The following is a 15,261-nucleotide window of genomic DNA, read 5'->3' on the forward strand; positions in this document are numbered from 1 at the left end:
GACCGCCAGGTCGTCGGGAAGACCGGCGCCACGAACGACGAGGACGCCGAGACGCCAGCCCGCGCGGACCTCGGTCAGAGCTCTGCTGCGCCGAGGGTGCGCAGGCGGGTGTCGCCGCCGTCGTCTTGAATCACGACCACGCGGCCGCGGTCGAGCGACGCCATCCACGTGACACCGGGGTGATCGAGGTTCTCCCGCGGGATACCGAGCGAGGAGTCGGCATCCGAGAGCGGTTTGTCGAGTGCCTCTTGACCGGCGATGGACGAGGCCGGGATCTTCAGCAGGGGGTGGCGGGTGTTGGAGACCAGCAGGAACTCCTCCCCGTCGCGGTCGTACGACACGATGCTGAACGGCTGGTTCATCGGCCCGAGCTCGGCTACCGTGCGCCCGCGGACGAGACCCTCGCCCCGAAGCTGATCGACCGAGAAGTGGACGACGGGTGTGCACGTGTACGTGGCGAGGATGCTCGAACCGCCGTCGAAGGACGTGAGCGCGCGAATCGGCGACTGCGTCTCGTACTTGCCGTGGTCGACGTGGAAGATCTCCACCGATGTCTCGGTGGCCGCGGAGTCGAAGGGGTAGCGGATCTGGCGAAGCCGCGACGTGAACTCCTCGTTGCTGAGGCCTGCCACGAAGAGGGTGCCGTCGACCCAGGCGAGGTCGGTGATCGTCGAGCGGTGAAGCGGGACCTGGGCGATGTTCAGGGTCACACCGTGGATCTCTCTCGGCGTCGACGACGGTTCGGTCCCGTCGAGCCAGACGTCCGTGCGCTCGTCGTCGGCGGTCGGGGCGTCGTCGAGGGCGAAGGACGTGACGGGCAGGTCATCGAGTTCGACGACGGTCAGCTCTCCGTCCGTTCCGGCCCGCACGATCGCGGGGCCGGCTTCCGGGCCGCGGCCGCGGGCGATCGAGAGGTACACGGCGTGCGAGGCGGGGTGCACGGTGATCCCTCGAAGGAGCGCGTCCTCGCGTTCGACCCCGAGAAGCGACGCGACCTTCGTCCCCAGCTGGTCGACGCGCACCTCGGCCGCCTCCGCAGCGTCTTCTTCCGGAGGGAGCTCGAACGCGAAGATCGTCGCCCGAGCGACGTCGGCCGCGAAGAGGATCGACGTGCCGTCGGGCGACACCTCCGGAGCGAAGAGAAGGGATCCTGCCGAAAGCAGTGTCGATGGTGCCGTGAGCGTCACAGTGTTCTCCCGCCTCGAGGCGGACCGCGCTCACGGAGAGCGCACCGCCGAGTTCCGACGAGAGCCGGGCGACCCGCGTCGATCGGTTGAAGGGTACGCCTCGGAGATGGCCGACGCCTCGGCGGGCGGTCGCGACGGGAGACCGACCGGACGACCTCGTCCGTTACGGTGGACCGATGGGGACCACGAATCCGTCGCGCACCGCTTGGCCGGATCTTCCGGACGCCGTCCGCCGTCACGTCGAGGAGACCCTCGGAGGCCCCGTGACACGGGCGACCTCGCAGGTCGACGGTTTCTCGCCCGGAAGCGCCGACCGCGTGGAGACGGCGGACGGCCGGCGGGCTTTCGTCAAGGCCGTCGAACGACAGCAGAATCCGGGTGCCTTCGATCTGCACCGGCGAGAGATCTGCGTCATGGCGGCTCTCCCCCGAGCGTGAGTGCGCCCACGCTCCTCTCGTCCTACGACCGCGACGAGTGGGTGGCGCTCGTCCTCGACGACATCGACGGACGTCATCCCGGCGGCGCGCTGGACGGCTCGGACGTCGGCGCCGTCCTCGACGCCTTCGCGACCTTCCCGCGGGTCGAACGGCCGGACCAGGGCGGATTGCCTCGAGTCTCCGACGAGATCACCGACGAGGCCTCCGGCTGGCGCGAGGTGCTCGACGACGGTGCCGCGGCAGACCTGCCGGAGTGGGTCCGGCAGTCGATCGATTCGCTGGAGAGCGCCGCGGCGGAGGCGAGCACCGCCCTCTCCGGCGATTTCCTCCAGCATCTCGACTCCCGGGCCGACAACGTGCTCCTCGATCAGGCGGGCAGGGCCTGGATCATCGACTGGCCGTGGGCCGGAGTCGGTGCGAGGTGGGTGGACGGCCTGATGTACCTGTTCGATTGCCGGGTCCGCGGAGAATCGGTCGACACGGAAGGCGTCCTTCGATCCCATCCGCTGTTCGACGGGGTGCCCGAGTCGAGCGTCGACGCCGTGCTCTCGGCCATGAGCGGGGGCTTCTTCGCCAAATCCCGGCGGCCGGCACCACCGAACATGCCGACACTGCGCGCGTTCCAGAAGACCGAAGCCTTGGCGGGGATCGACTGGCTCCGCGAACGGTGGCAAGCGAAGGGGTGAGGCGTTCGTCGTTCGGCTCGGCGGTCACGGCTTTCGCCCCGCCCGTCCTGATCGTCCCGGCCCGCCGTCAAGCCCCGAAAGAAGGGCTTCTGCGGCGAGCTCGCGTCGGCCATGATGGCGGAATGCGAGATTCGCGTGTCTGACGCCGGAACCACGAACGGTTCCTTCGATCCTGCGACCGTCGAGCTCCTGATCGCCTGGCAGAAGCTCGAGGTCTCGAGCCGGCAGGTGCGGGAGGAGTTCGCCGACCGCGCGGGGCTGTCCCTCAACGACTTCCAGACGCTCGTGTTCCTGTCCGCGAAACAGGACAGCACACCGAAGGCCGTGGGTCTGGCGCTCGGCCTGACGACCGGTGCCACGACCGCGCTGATCGATCGCCTCGAGAACGGAGGCTACGTCACGCGCGAACCTCACCCCACCGACCGTCGCAGCACACGACTCGTTCTCACGGACACGGGGCTCACCGCAGCGACCCGGACGGGTGCCAGGTACTTCGAGGTGGTCAGGTCCACCGTTCCCCCGGAGGACCTCGCGAGCGTGACGTCTCTCTTCTCCCGTCTGGCCGACGCGCTCGACGCGACCCTCGGCAGCGGGTGACCGCGGCCTCGGCATCCCGCGGCAGGCCGGCGGGGCGCGCGAGGATGGGTGTCGCCCCAGCCGGAGGCTCGTACGCTGGCGGGGAGGCATCGGGCATCGGGAGGCAGGCATGGCGGTCGACACGTCGACGACAGCGATACCTGTCGGCGAGACCTCCTTCGCGCGGGTGCGGCGCACCGTCACGAGACCGATCCGGCGCGCCATTCGCTTCGTCGCGACGTCCGACCCGGATCTCTCCCGGTTGCGGAGCGCGAGCACGACCATCACGTGCCTCGTCGTGGTGGCCGTCATCCTCTTCGGGCTGGCCGCGATCACCGGCCTGTCCGCTGCCGGCGCGATCCCCGGCCTGATCCTCACGATGCTCGCCTGCAACGCGATCCGCGAGCCGCGCGCGAAGCCGAGGGCGGTCTCGATCCTGCTGCTCGTCCCGTCGTCGATCGCGGCCGTGACGATCGCGTCGCTGACGCACGACGTGCCGCTCGTGGCCGACGTCGTCTTCGTGGCGATAGCGATGGCGGCCGTGTTCGTGCGCGTGATCGGACAGCGCGGCGTGTCGATCGGGATGGTCGGCTTCATGTCGTACTTCATCGCCATCTTCACCAAGGTCGACGTGGCCGAGCTGCCCGTCGTCGCCTGCGCCGTCACCATCGCCGCCCTCGTGGTGATCACGCTGCGCTACCTGCTCCGCCCGAGACATCCCGATCGCGACCTGCGACGCCTCCTGCGCGCTCTCGGCGTCCGAGCCGGACGCGTCCTCGACGTGATCGACGACGGCGTCCGCGCGGGCGGGATCGACGAGAAGCTGCACCGGTCGGTGACGTCGCGTCTCGCCGCCAGCAGTTCGACGGCCGCGGGCGCGGAACAGGTCCTCGACACCGCCGACCACCCTCTCGTCGGCGGAATCTCGAACGACGAGCTGAGCGTGCGGATCTTCGACTTCCAGTTGATGCTCGAGCGGTTGCACAGCATCGTCCGCCGGGTACTGCTGGACCACAGCATGACGGACGACCAGCGGTCGCAGCTGTCGACGCGACTCCGGGAGCTGCGTCGGGCGGTGCACTCCCCGGTGCGGCTGACCCGTTCCGTCGACGAGGTCCGTCCGTCCTCCGGCCCTGCGGCGCCCCTCACGTCGGCGGTGCCGATCGCTTCCGGCCACGGAGCGCACGTGTCCGTCGGCGGAGTGTCCGACAGCGACGAGCGTCTCGAAGCCCTGGCCCGCGTGATCCGGTTCGGCTTCTCCTCGTGGCAGGGCATCGTCGCTCGCGGGCCGGACGGCGACTCGTCGCAGGCGGCCGAGACCGTCGACGACCTCGACGATCTCGAGCGCTCCGACCCCGCCGAGAACGACGACGCTCGGGGCGACGGCTCGGAGCCTCCGAGCAGGCTCGCCGCCCTTCCGCAACTCGCACGGACCGCCGTGCAGGTGGGCCTGGCCGCCGCCCTGGCGATCGCCGCCGGCACCGCGCTCTCCTCGACCCGGTGGTTCTGGGCCGTCATCGCGGCCTTCGTGGTCTACGTCGGCACCTCCACGCGCGGCGAGATCCTGTCGAAGGGGTGGCTCCGCGTCGTCGGGACCCTCGGTGGCGTCGTGCTCGGGGTCCTGATCGCCGGGGTGGTCGGCGGCAACCTCGTCGTCTCGATCGCCCTCATCGTCGTCTGCCTGTTCCTCGGGTTCTACTTCATGCAGGTGTCGTCGATGTGGATGATCTTCGGCGTCACGACGATGCTCGCGCTGCTGTACGGCCTGCTCGGCGAGTTCAGCATCGGCCTCCTGCTGACCCGGCTGGAGGAGACAGCCGCGGGCGCGGGAATCGGCATCCTCGTCTCCTACGTCGTCTTCCCGAACAGCACGCGCGATGCCATGCGGACCCGGACTCGCGCCTTCCTCGACGCGCTGTCGTCCTCGCTCGAGACGGCGGTGCAGCGACTCACCCTGCCGACGCCGCGCGCCGAGGCAGTCGTCGCAGCGCCCGACGACGCCCGGGCCCTCCGCGACACCTTCCTGGCCCTGACGACCACGAGCAAGCCCGTGACCCAGGGCTGGGCCGGCGTCTCGAACCGGTCGGGCACGCGGCGGACGCTGGTCATCCTCGGCGCCTGCGAGTACCACGGCCGCGCCCTCACCAGGCTGGCCGACGGCGCCGTCGGGGCGGCGGACACGGTGAGCCTGCAGGATGCCCTTGCGCGGGCAGTCGATGCGGTGCAAGCCGACATCGACGCGTTCGTGAGCGCGCTCGAGTCGAAGATGACCGAGGTCACGTTCCATCCGGCCGGCGACGTCATCGACCTGCTGGAGGACCACGCCGACCTCGACGGGTCACGCTCCCACCGCTCGCTCGTCGGATTCGCCCGGCACCTCCACGCCATCGACCAGGCCCTCTGCGGTCGCGGAGCCGAGCTCGGCGCGACGCTCGAGCCGCTGCAGGCGGCCGAGCAGGATCCCGCGGCTGCCGAGGCAGCGTCCGACTGAGCGGGTGGTCCCGCCGCTTCAGCGGCGCCGAGCAGCCGAAGTCAGCGAGACCGCTCCGTAGCTGTTGTCGTCGGGGTTCAGCGTGACGCCGGGCGCAACCAGTTCGTCGATCCGGTCGAGCACCTCGGCCGACAGAGTGACGTCGACGCCGGTGATCTGGGATTCGAGCTGCTCCATCGTGCGAGGCCCGACGATCGCGCTGGTCACCCCGGGGTGCGTGATCGCGAAGGCGACCGCCAGTTCGATCAGCGTGATGCCGTTCGCCTCGGCGAGAAGAGCGAGTCCCTCGACCGCCTCGAGTTTGCGCTGGTTGGCCGGAGACGACATGTCGAAGCGAGCCGGCGGCCGGTTCTTCGAGACCGGGGCTCCCGGAGCGTCCTTGCGCCACCGGCCGGTGAGCCAGCCGCCCGACAGCGGGCTGTAGACGAGAGTGCCCATGCCATAGCGCTGCGTCGTCGGCAGGATGTCCTCTTCGATCCCGCGGACCAGGATCGAATAGGGCGGCTGCTCGGTCACGAACCGCTCCAGATGACGGTCGCGGGCGGCGACCTGCGCTTCGACGATCTGTGCGCCCGAGTAGGAGGACGACCCGATCGATCGGACCTTGCCCTGGTGCACCAGGTCTGACAGCGCCCCGAGCGTCTCCTCGACATCGGTCGTAGCGCTGGGACGATGCACCTGGTACAGGTCGATGTGGTCCGTCTGCAGGCGGCGGAGGAGTTCTCGACCGCTGAGATGATGTACCGGCGAGAGCCACCCGACGAATTCGGACCGGGGCCGGTCGGCATGAAGAACTTGGTCGCCAGCACGACGTCGTCGCGCCTGCCTTTGAGGGCCTTGCCCACGATCTCCTCCGACTCGCCGTCCGAGTAGACGTCGGCCGTGTCGACGAAGTTGATCCCGGCGTCGAGCGCGCGATGGATGATCCGGATCGAGTCGTCGTGATCCTGGTTACCCCAGGCCCCGAACATCATCGTGCCGAGGCACAGCGGGCTCACCTCGATGCCGGTTCGGCCGAGCGGGCGGTAGTCCATGCTGGTTCCTTTCGTCGCGTGATTCGACGCTACGACGAGTTCGGACGGCCCCGGGAGGTACCAGCGGGGCTCCCTTCACAGGACCCCTCTTCCGCGCGCGTCACGATGTGACCGCCGGACCCCTCGATCCTGGTCGAAGCAGACCAGCGACGACGTGATGTGCGCGTCCGATCGTGACGGTCACGGCCCTCCGAGCCAGTGATCGATCCGGTGGTGGTCCGGGCTGAAACCGTTCGCGACCCCCAGAGAACGGCCTGGGTTCGGCTGTCGGCGCCGATCTTGCGGTAGACGGATCGGATGTACGACTTGACGGTGTTCGGGCTGAGGTAGGTCAGGGTCGCCACCTCGGCGTTGCTCTTGCCCTGCGTGATGAGCGCCAGGATCTCGGACTCCCGATCGGTGATGCCTTCGCGCCTCCCGGGCCAGTCCAGGCCGGCTGCGCTCGGTGCGCGTCGTCGGGGCTCGCTGACCACGATCTCGCCGGCCGCGACGGCTTCGAGAGCGAGCACGAGTTCTTTGGCAGCGAGGGTCTTCGAAAGGTAGCCGTGGACTCCCTGCTCGAGAGCGGTCGCCACGAGTTCCGGCTGGAAATTCCAGGTGTACACCACGACGTGACGTGCCCGCGGGTTCGCGACGAGCTCGGCGATCTCGTGGTGGTCCGATTCCGGTTGGGCGAAGGAGTCGTAGAGGACGAGGTCGATCGTGTCGTCGAGCGTCGCGTTCGCATCGATCTCGGACACCAGGATCCGGTCGCGATAGCTGTCGAACATGTGCGCCAAGCCGGTCAGTACCACGTCGTAGTCGTCGACCAGCGTGACGGTCAGCGGTCGGGTGGCAGTCGTGGTCGGCATGGTTCGAGCATTCCACCCCCAGGGGTGTATTGGCACACCCCGAGGGGTGGTTGAGTCAGGAAGTCGCCGACTCCGGTGACACCACCGCATGCCACGGCATGCCGACAGAAAAGAGTCCCACCATGATCGGTCTCATCATCAGCCTCATCATCGTCGGCCTCATCGCCGGCTTCATCGCTCGTGCCGTGATCCCCGGACAGCAGAGCATGGGGGTCTTCAAGACGATCATCCTCGGAATCATCGGGTCGTTCGTCGGAGGCTTCCTGGGCTTCCTGATCTTCCAGCACGACCCGATGGACGGCTTCTTCCAGCCTGCCGGCATCATCGGCTCGATCGTCGGAGCCATCATCGTGCTGTTCGTCTACACGCGCTTCGCCGGACGCTCCAGCGTCAACCGCTGATCGGACCGCACTTCGAGGGCGCGGTCGTGAGCTGTGACCGCGCCCCTCAGCGGTTGAAGACGGCAGAGCCCCTGCGGACCCAGTCGCTGATGAACGGGATGACCTCACCGCCCGTGTGGACGGCGGTCAGGGCCACCGCGAGAGCCGGCGAGACGGAGATCACGAGAGTGCAGATGACGGCGGCCACGGCGAAGAACCAGGCGACGGGACCGTGCCGCCTTCGCGCCGTCCAGACCAGGAGGCCCAGAGCGAGCAGGTAGCCGGCCACGAGGGTCACCGCAATGCGGGCGAGCGGGATGTGCACGACCGGGGCCGCCGCGAGACTTGCGCCGACCAGCCCGAGCAGCGGGAGCAGGACTCCGAACGCGATCACGAGGCTGAGGACGGAGCCGGTACCGAACGCGAACCAGACACTGCGGGGGCGATGGCGCCGATCGAATGCGGACGTGCGCACGAGAGGACCTTTCGACGAGGGGAAATACTCAGGGCGCGGCCCCGGTCGACGCGGACGTCGACACGGGGCCGCGAGGAGTGCGGTCGGAACCGCCTACTTGAAGACGTCCTTGACGTCTTCGCCGGTCTTCTTCGCGCCGGCCTTGACCTGGTCGGCCTTGCCCTCGGCTTCGAGCTTGTCGTTGTCGGTGACACGGCCGACGGTCTCCTTCGCCTTGCCGGTCAGGTCTTCTGCTGCGTTCTTGAACTTGTCTGCGGCGCTCATGGCTCGCTCCTTCTTGGGTTGGGGTGTGATTTTCGGGAGGGGGTGTTGCGGGTGTTACTGGACGCGGGACTCCTTGGTCTCGTCGTCGTCGTCGTCCTCGATGTGGACGTCGTTGATGGTCACGTTGATCTCCGCGACCTCCATCCCGACGATGGTCTCGATGGCCTGGGCCACGGAGGCGCGAACGCCGTCCGCGACGTCCTGCAGAGGCGCCGGGTACTCGGCGACGATCGTGATGTCCGCGGCGACCTGGGTATCGCCGACCTCGACCGAGACACCCTGCGTGAGGTCCTTGCTGTTCACGACGTTGCGGAGGGCGCCGATGGCACGCGCCGCGCCGCCGCCGAGCCCGTGGACTCCGGTGACCTCGCGGGCCGCGATTCCAGCGACCTTGGCCACGACCGTCTCGTCGATCGTGGTCTTGCCCTTGTCCGAGGCGTCGTCGGTGCGGCGAGCCACAGCGGCCGGGGTGGTGGTGCTCATGATGTGTTCCTCCTGTCGGGCCCATCGGGTGAGCCGTACGGTGCGGCTGTTCGTCAGCCACTCCTAGGACGAGACCTCGACGGGATTCGTCACACACGATCCGATTCTTTTTCGTCCCGGCTGCCGTCGGGAGCGACTCGGGGAAGTGTGGGATAGTCGCTTCTGGGACGAGCCCAGACCCCGACTCGTCACACGAACGACCCGCCCGTCAGGGCGAGAGAAGGAGCGTCGGTGCGCGAAGCGCAACAGAATACGCTCCTGCTGGAGGCGTCGGACGGCATCCTCGCCGCTCGAGCGGCCGACGGCGATGTCGACGCGTTCGAGGTGCTCGCACGCCGCTACGGGCCACTGATGCGCGTGTTCGCGGCCAAGCTGCTGGGCTCGGACGTCGAGTCGGACGACGTCGTCCAGGAGGCCTTCCTGACGGCGTGGCGCCAACTGGATCGCCTCGCGGAACCCCGGGCGGTCAAGTCGTGGCTCATGCGAATGGTCACGAACAAGGCCATCGATCGGATGCGGGTCCGCAAGCAGCACGACGACATCGACGACTACGAGCCACCGGCGCGCAGCTCCGACAACCCTGAGCGGATCATCGAAATGCGGATGCAGCTGCAAGCGCTTTCGACGGCGCTGACGAATCTCCCGGACGAACAGCGCCAGGCGTGGGTTCTGAAAGAATTGGGCGGATCCAGTTACGGGGAGATCGCCGAGACACTGGGCCTTCCCGCTTCGACGGTGAGAGGACTCCTCGTCCGAGCCAGGAAGACCTTGATGCACGAGATGGAGGAATGGCGATGAGCGACTCCCACGACTCCGACGAGCCGACACCCGCCGAGACGCCCCCGCAGCGTCCGAGACGCCCGGAGCCGATCGCCTGGTGGTCGACGGCGTCCTGGTGGAATCCATCGAGGAGCCCGACGACCTCGACGGATTCACGCTCGACGAGCTGAGCGAGTACCTCGACGAGGGCCGCACGCCGATCAACCCGGCGATCGAGGCGTCGCCCGGGTGTCAGATGGCGCTCAGCGCGCTGGAGCGCCTGAAGAACGTGTCCTGGTCGATGCTGGAGGCCGAGGCGCACGAGGCGCCCGAACGCGACAACGTCTGGATCACCGGCCTGCTCGACAACATCCGCCGCGAGATCCGGGCCGGGCGGGACATCCCCCTGACCAGCCCCGATCCGGATGTGCGGATGATCCTGACCGAGGGCAGCGTCCGCGGCCTCATCCGGGCGGCCTGCGACCAGGTCGACGGCGTGCTCATCGGCCGCTGCGTGCTGGCCGGTGACGTGACGATCCCCGGCGAGCCCATCGATGTCGACGTCACGGCCAGTGTGGCCTGGGGCGAGAACCTGCATCAGCTCGCGCGGGAGTTGCGGTCCATCATCCGGACCGCGCTCGCTCTGCACACCGAGCTCAACGTCGCCGCGGTGAACGTGACGATCGAAGACATCCACACCCACAACGACGGCAAGGCGAAGGAGCACTCATGACGGACGACCGCGAGCTCTCCCGCCGATTGACGACCCTGGTCCGCGAGATCCCGGGCGTCGTCGAGATCTACTCCACGGTGCCGCTGATCGCCTCTGCCGTCCAGGGCGTCGTCTCGCTGTTCACCGACAGAGAGGAGGCGCTGGTCGGGATCGGGCACGACGGGGCGCTGACGACCGTGTCGATCCACATCGCCCTCCAGGAGGACCGGCCCGGCCCGGAGACGCTGCGCGCCGTGACGACCGCGATCCGCGAGCACCTCTCCGAGCTGGGCCTCGAAGCGTCGATCGAACTCAAAGTGGTTCGCTTCGCCGACAAGCACGGGACGAGCACCGCGCCCGAGTCCCCGACGGCGGGCAGCGACGGGCCGCTGGCCGAGGTCGGCTGAGCCCGATCGGTCAGGCGACGTCGCCGGCGACGCGGCTCGCCCTACCTGCCCGGGCGAGGAGTCCGGGGTGATCTGGATCACGACGGGGACGTCCTGCCCGAGAGCGCTGTCCCATGCGGCGACGATCCCGTCGATGTGTCGACGAACGTCGGTGGGCGAGACGCCGCGTCGGGTGTTCGCGGTGATCTTGAGGGTGGTGGTGCCCTTGACGTCGTAGGTCGTCACCGACGAGGACGCGAGGTTGGCGTACTCCTTGAGCGCGGCGCCGATGGACTGCTCGGCCACCGACGCATCGACGAACACGGCACCGCCCGTGGGAGTGTCGCGGTGCTTCGTGTCACCGCCGACCCGGACGAGTCGGTTGGTGTGACCGTGGCCCTGCCGGAAGACGAACAGGAGCAGCAGGACGATCGCGACGACGGCCGCCGCGACAGCGACGACCAGCAGCCACGAGTGCCCGGTGTCGCCGAGAGGCGTGCCGGTGACGGTGTCGGAGACGTTCTGCCGCACGGTCGACGCCCCCTTCTTCCAGCCGGCCAAGGTGTCGGGAACGGCGGCGGCCACCGCAACGGCGGCTCCGACGAGGAGGAGGATCAGCCCGAGGAGGAACAGCAGGGTGCGGTTGAGACCGCGGTTGGTGTCGTTCATTTGCCGACGACGCCTTTCTTGTCGATGTCGATTCGGGTCTTCAGCGACGGAGACAGCTCGTACCGCTCGACCTCGTCGGTGACGGCCTCGACGATGGCCTCCCTGTCGACCGGCAGGCCGGACGACGGACGCACGTGCACGTCGGCGGTTCTCTTGCCGATGGTCACGATCACCTGATCCGGGTCGAGGTCCGCGGCATGAGCCGCGGTGCGGGCGAGCGAGGACGCGATCGCGCGATCGTCGACGACGAGCGCGGTGCGGTCGGTGGGGCCGGTGTGCCGTCCTCTGCGGCCGGGCTTGAGAGAGACCACGATGACGAGTACTCCGACGACGGCCACCACGACGCCGGCGGCGACGAGGAACGCGACGGGCACGGCATCGGACACGGTCAGGGCGCTGCCGAGCATGTCGCCGGGCGCGACCAGGAGGGCCGGTCGGCCGATGAGCTCGAGCACGCTTTCGGTTCCGAGCCAGGCCGCCACGAGGATCAGGACGACGGCGACGGTGATCGCGAGCCCGGAACGCGGCGAGTGCGTCTCGCGGCGGAGGACCCGCCGGTAGACGCTTGCGGTGGAAGTGCTCATCGAACTCTTCCTTCTTCCTGGATGTGGGCGCTGGTCAGCCGGAGGTTGACCTCGGCGATGCTGGATCCGGTGATCGTCTTCACGCGATCGCGGATGGTGTTCTGGGCGGTCGCGGCCCGGTCGAGGATCGTCGGCAGCGGCGCCCGGAGGTTCTGCTGGCCCGGCGTGAGCGACGGGACCCGAACGGCGGCTGTGGCAGAGACGGCGAGGTCTCCGTCGCGGTCGCTGAGGTCGACGCCGATCTGGTGGGCCTTCACCCCGAGGGCTTCCGCGGCCACCGCGGAGACGACGCGCCGAAGCGCTTTCGGAGTGATCCGGTTCCGGCCGTGGACGTCACCGGACTGCGGCTGCGTCGCAACGGGTGCAGCGGGTGCGGTGATGGTCATGAGGAGGAACGCTTCCCCCGGATCACGTCGGTGATGGCGCCGAGGTCGAGGCGGCCGTCCAGGACCCGTGCGACGAGGGATCCGATGACGATGGCGACGGCGACGAGCACGAAGGCCCAGAAGCCGAGGACGATCCAGGTCAGAGCGAGGACCGTGCCGATCGCCATGGCGACGATGGTGAGCGTGGAGACGCCGCGTCCGGTTCGGACGGGGCTGGTGTCGGTGGTGTTGGTCATGAGCGCTTGGTGTCCTTAGATCTGGTCCGCGGCGTCGGCAACGGACGTCTTGGCGTCGTCGACCTTGTCGGCCACGACGGTCTTCGCCTCGTCGAGCTTGTCGGTGGCGGTCGCCTTGGCGTCCTCGAGGGACGAGTCGACTGCGGCTTTTGCTCCGTCGACTTTGGCCGCGACCTGACCGGTGGCGGTCGGTGCCTCGTCGTCGTCGGAAGGGATGTGGACGTCGCTGACGGTGACGTCCACTTCGACGACGTCCATGCCGGCGAGCTCGGTGATGGCGGCGATGACGGCTCCGCGCACCTCGGCCGCGACCCGGTGGATCCTCGTCGGGTAGAGGACGACGATCGTCAACTCCGCTCGAACGCTGTTCTCGCCGACCTCGACGGTGACGCCCTGGGTGAGGTCGGTGTTGTTGGTCGCGTCCCGAAGGACGCCGAACGCGCGGGCGACGCCGCCGCCGAGGGCGTAGACGCCGGCGACCTCACGCGCTGCGATGCCGGCGATCTTCGCGATCACGTTCTCCTGGATGACGGTCTTGCCGTCGTCCACGTTCGCCGTCGCGGCGCCGAGCGAGGCGACCGGGGCAGAGGTGTCGCCGACCGGGTGGTCGGGGTGGGGCGTGGTGTTGGGGGTGATGTTCGCCATGGGGAGCTCCTCGTGCGAGAGGGCGCCAGTGTCGGCGCCCGAAGACGAACGGTGTCGTGAACCGTTCACTCCTAGGACGAGGCGCCGGCGGCTTTCGTCACACCGATCGCCCAACTTTCTTGGCGGACTCTGCGCGGGCCCTCGTGGCGACGACGCGGGACGTCGTGGCGACGAGGCGCGCCGGCGTGGCGACGAGGCCGGCCGTCACTGGATGCCGACCGGGATCAGGGAGTCCACCACGGCGACCGGGTCGGGCATGGCGGCGATCTCCGACGCCACGCGCTGCGCCGCGGCGCGGAACCGCCGGTCGTGTCGGAGGCGTTCGACGGCGGGGCCGACGGCGGACGGGTCGTGGACGACCAGCGCGGCGCCGGTCGCCTCGGCTCGAGCGGCGTTGAGCGGTTGGTCGGCTCCCTGCGGAAGGAGCACCAGCGGCAGTCCGTTCGCGAGCGCCGCCAGGACCGTGCCGGCGCCTCCCGCCGAGACCACGACGTCGGCGTCCGCCAGGAGTTCGGACAGGGGGACGAACGTGACGTAGCGCACCGCATCGGTGTCGGCGGGCGGCGTCACCCCCGGTAGAACACCCAGGGTCGCGACGACGGACACGGAATCGAGGTCGAAGCCGGCGATGATCGCCTCGAGAAGATCGGGCTGTGAGAAGACCGTTCCGAGCGTGACGACGATGCGATCCGTGTCGTCACGAGCATCGAATCCGGCGGTGGGGCCTCGCGAGGATCCGCCCCGGTACGCCTCCGGCCGGATCGCGACACGGCTCGCAGGCGGCAGCCACTCAGGAATCTGCAGCGACGGCGGGCAGGGGTCGAGATAGCTCAGAGGCGCCGCCGGTGTCAGGCCTCGAGCGGCGTAGCGCGACGCCACGACCTCCCTCATCGGCGTCGTGACCTCGTCCGGCATGGCCGGACCGAAGGCCAGGAGGTGCCACGGAACGCCCAGCGAGGCGGCGACCAGCGGCCCGACGAAATCGCAGGCGTCCGCCACGATGACGTCGGGACGCCATGCCCGAGCTGCCGCGAGCGCCTCGTCGACGGTCAGGTCGACCCGGATTCCGGCGAAGAACTCGGCGACGGCAGAGGGATCCTCGCCTGCGAGGGCATCCTTTCCCGTGCGCCGAGACACCTCCGCGAACACCACGTCGGGCATCGGACCCGCCGGGAGCAGCTCGATCCCCGGAAGCTCGTGCTCCAGGGTCGCGCGGAGTCCGGCGCTGGTCAGGATCGCCACGTCGTGGCCCCGAGAGAGCGCCGCACGAGCCAGCGGCGCGAGGGGAAGGACGTGGCCGTGCGCGGGGACGGCGCTGAGGAGGAGACGCATGAGGATCCGTTCATCGAGGTGAAGAGAAGTGATGCCGTTCGACTAACGCTACTTGCATAAAACTAAAGGTGTTAGTCTCCTTCCATGCCTCGGGTCCCCCTCTCCTCCGCCGGGATCATCGCCGCGGCCGCGGATCTCGCCGACCACGACGGTTTCGACACGGTCGTGCTGTCCGATGTGGCACGCGCGCTCGGCGTGCAGACCGCCAGCCTCTACAACCATGTCCACGATCGCGCCGCCGTCCTCGACGGCATACACGAGTTGGCCCTCGGCGAGCTCGCCGAGGCGATCGCCGCCTCGGTGGCAGGCCGTTCCCGAGCCGACGCACTGATCGGCCTCGGTGAGGCCCAGCGCGACTACGCCAGACGCTTTCCCGGCCGCTGGGCAGCGCTCCAGCGCGTCGCCTCCCCCACCACCGTCAAGTCGGAGCCGGCCCGACGACTCGCAACGCTCACGCTCGCCGTCCTTCGCGGATACGAGCTGCCCGAAGCCAGGCTCGTCCACGCGGTGCGAATGCTCGGCGCCATGGTGAACGGATTCGTCGCCCTGGAGCGGACCGGTGGTTTCGACCATCGCGATCCCGAGTCGGAGGTGTCGTGGGGCTTTGCTCTCGACGCCCTCGACACCGTCTTCACCGCCTGGGGATCCCTCGAGAAGAAAGCAGGTCGACCGTGATCGACTCCTCCAT

General features: G+C 69.0%; 18 protein-coding genes and 1 pseudogene. 8 read left to right on the forward strand and 11 right to left on the reverse strand.

All coding sequences use genetic code 11. The annotated features are described in order from the left end of the window. Window positions 1–74: 74 nt before the first annotated feature. Window positions 75–1,187: a hypothetical protein gene (locus QUE79_RS17240; protein ID WP_286344134.1), complete on the reverse strand. Its 1,113-nt coding sequence runs from the start codon at window positions 1,185–1,187 to the stop codon at window positions 75–77. A gap of 176 nt (window positions 1,188–1,363) precedes the next feature. On the opposite strand from QUE79_RS17240, the gene QUE79_RS17245 reads away from it, so the two are divergent. From QUE79_RS17245 to QUE79_RS17260, 4 genes are all read left to right on the forward strand, one after another. Continuing rightward, entirely contained in the window at window positions 1,364–1,624 is a 261-nt protein-coding gene (locus tag QUE79_RS17245) for a hypothetical protein (RefSeq protein ID WP_286344135.1), read from the forward strand. After that, complete coding sequence (locus tag QUE79_RS17250; protein WP_286344136.1) at window positions 1,621–2,310, forward strand: phosphotransferase; 690 nt, start codon at window positions 1,621–1,623, stop codon at window positions 2,308–2,310. The genes QUE79_RS17245 and QUE79_RS17250 overlap by 4 nt, the downstream gene beginning before the upstream one ends. A 135-nt stretch (window positions 2,311–2,445) precedes the next feature. Continuing rightward, complete coding sequence (locus QUE79_RS17255; RefSeq protein WP_286344137.1) at window positions 2,446–2,907, forward strand: MarR family winged helix-turn-helix transcriptional regulator; 462 nt, start codon at window positions 2,446–2,448, stop codon at window positions 2,905–2,907. A 109-nt stretch (window positions 2,908–3,016) separates the two neighbouring features. Beyond that, window positions 3,017–5,377: an FUSC family protein gene (locus QUE79_RS17260; RefSeq protein WP_286344138.1), complete on the forward strand. Its 2,361-nt coding sequence runs from the start codon at window positions 3,017–3,019 to the stop codon at window positions 5,375–5,377. 18 nt (window positions 5,378–5,395) lie between these two features. Here the strand turns inward: QUE79_RS17260 and QUE79_RS17265 are convergent. Then, window positions 5,396–6,411: pseudogene (locus tag QUE79_RS17265) on the reverse strand (aldo/keto reductase). 29 nt (window positions 6,412–6,440) lie between these two features. Further along, the gene (locus QUE79_RS17270; RefSeq protein WP_286344139.1) at window positions 6,441–7,262 is read right to left on the reverse strand and encodes a response regulator transcription factor; all 822 of its coding nucleotides are present in this window, start codon (window positions 7,260–7,262) and stop codon (window positions 6,441–6,443) included. 122 nt (window positions 7,263–7,384) lie between these two features. Here QUE79_RS17270 and QUE79_RS17275 point away from each other — a divergent pair, with 122 nt between their 5' ends. Further along, on the forward strand, window positions 7,385–7,663 hold the full coding sequence (locus QUE79_RS17275) for a GlsB/YeaQ/YmgE family stress response membrane protein (protein ID WP_286344140.1): 279 nt from the start codon (window positions 7,385–7,387) through the stop codon (window positions 7,661–7,663). A gap of 46 nt (window positions 7,664–7,709) precedes the next feature. Here QUE79_RS17275 and QUE79_RS17280 read toward each other — a convergent pair whose 3' ends face one another. The 3 genes from QUE79_RS17280 to QUE79_RS17290 form a co-directional block, all read right to left on the reverse strand. Next, window positions 7,710–8,117 (reverse strand): hypothetical protein, encoded by a 408-nt coding sequence (locus QUE79_RS17280; protein WP_286344141.1) that lies wholly within the window; start codon window positions 8,115–8,117, stop codon window positions 7,710–7,712. A 93-nt stretch (window positions 8,118–8,210) separates the two neighbouring features. Further along, a complete protein-coding gene (locus QUE79_RS17285; protein ID WP_286344142.1) occupies window positions 8,211–8,381 on the reverse strand; it encodes a CsbD family protein in 171 nt (56 codons plus the stop codon). A 54-nt stretch (window positions 8,382–8,435) separates the two neighbouring features. Then, a complete protein-coding gene (locus QUE79_RS17290; RefSeq protein ID WP_286344143.1) occupies window positions 8,436–8,864 on the reverse strand; it encodes an Asp23/Gls24 family envelope stress response protein in 429 nt (142 codons plus the stop codon). Between the two features lie 231 nt (window positions 8,865–9,095). On the opposite strand from QUE79_RS17290, the gene QUE79_RS17295 reads away from it, so the two are divergent. Continuing rightward, window positions 9,096–9,662 carry an RNA polymerase sigma factor gene (locus QUE79_RS17295; protein ID WP_286344144.1) on the forward strand — a complete coding sequence of 189 codons (567 nt, stop codon included), beginning with the start codon at window positions 9,096–9,098 and terminating at the stop codon, window positions 9,660–9,662. Window positions 9,663–9,741: 79 nt separating this feature from the next. Further along, entirely contained in the window at window positions 9,742–10,356 is a 615-nt protein-coding gene (locus QUE79_RS17300; RefSeq protein WP_286344145.1) for an Asp23/Gls24 family envelope stress response protein, read from the forward strand. Window positions 10,357–11,386: 1,030 nt separating this feature from the next. On the opposite strand, the gene QUE79_RS17305 is transcribed toward QUE79_RS17300, so the two are convergent. From QUE79_RS17305 to QUE79_RS17325, 5 genes are all read right to left on the reverse strand, one after another. After that, window positions 11,387–11,974 carry a DUF6286 domain-containing protein gene (locus QUE79_RS17305; protein ID WP_286344146.1) on the reverse strand — a complete coding sequence of 196 codons (588 nt, stop codon included), beginning with the start codon at window positions 11,972–11,974 and terminating at the stop codon, window positions 11,387–11,389. Next, window positions 11,971–12,360 (reverse strand): hypothetical protein, encoded by a 390-nt coding sequence (locus tag QUE79_RS17310; protein ID WP_286344147.1) that lies wholly within the window; start codon window positions 12,358–12,360, stop codon window positions 11,971–11,973. The genes QUE79_RS17305 and QUE79_RS17310 overlap by 4 nt, the downstream gene beginning before the upstream one ends. Continuing rightward, on the reverse strand, window positions 12,357–12,596 hold the full coding sequence (locus QUE79_RS17315; protein ID WP_286344148.1) for a hypothetical protein: 240 nt from the start codon (window positions 12,594–12,596) through the stop codon (window positions 12,357–12,359). Before QUE79_RS17315 ends, QUE79_RS17310 begins: the two co-directional genes overlap by 4 nt. Before the next feature lie 15 nt (window positions 12,597–12,611). After that, window positions 12,612–13,241, reverse strand: a complete 630-nt coding sequence (locus tag QUE79_RS17320; protein ID WP_350271576.1) for an Asp23/Gls24 family envelope stress response protein — start codon at window positions 13,239–13,241, stop codon at window positions 12,612–12,614. A 204-nt stretch (window positions 13,242–13,445) separates the two neighbouring features. Then, complete coding sequence (locus QUE79_RS17325; protein ID WP_286344149.1) at window positions 13,446–14,573, reverse strand: glycosyltransferase; 1,128 nt, start codon at window positions 14,571–14,573, stop codon at window positions 13,446–13,448. An 84-nt stretch (window positions 14,574–14,657) separates the two neighbouring features. Here QUE79_RS17325 and QUE79_RS17330 point away from each other — a divergent pair, with 84 nt between their 5' ends. Then, entirely contained in the window at window positions 14,658–15,248 is a 591-nt protein-coding gene (locus tag QUE79_RS17330; RefSeq protein ID WP_286344150.1) for a TetR-like C-terminal domain-containing protein, read from the forward strand. Window positions 15,249–15,261: the final 13 nt, after the last annotated feature.

The organism is Frondihabitans sucicola (assembly GCF_030296615.1).
In the GTDB taxonomy this organism is placed as follows: domain Bacteria; phylum Actinomycetota; class Actinomycetes; order Actinomycetales; family Microbacteriaceae; genus Frondihabitans; species Frondihabitans sucicola.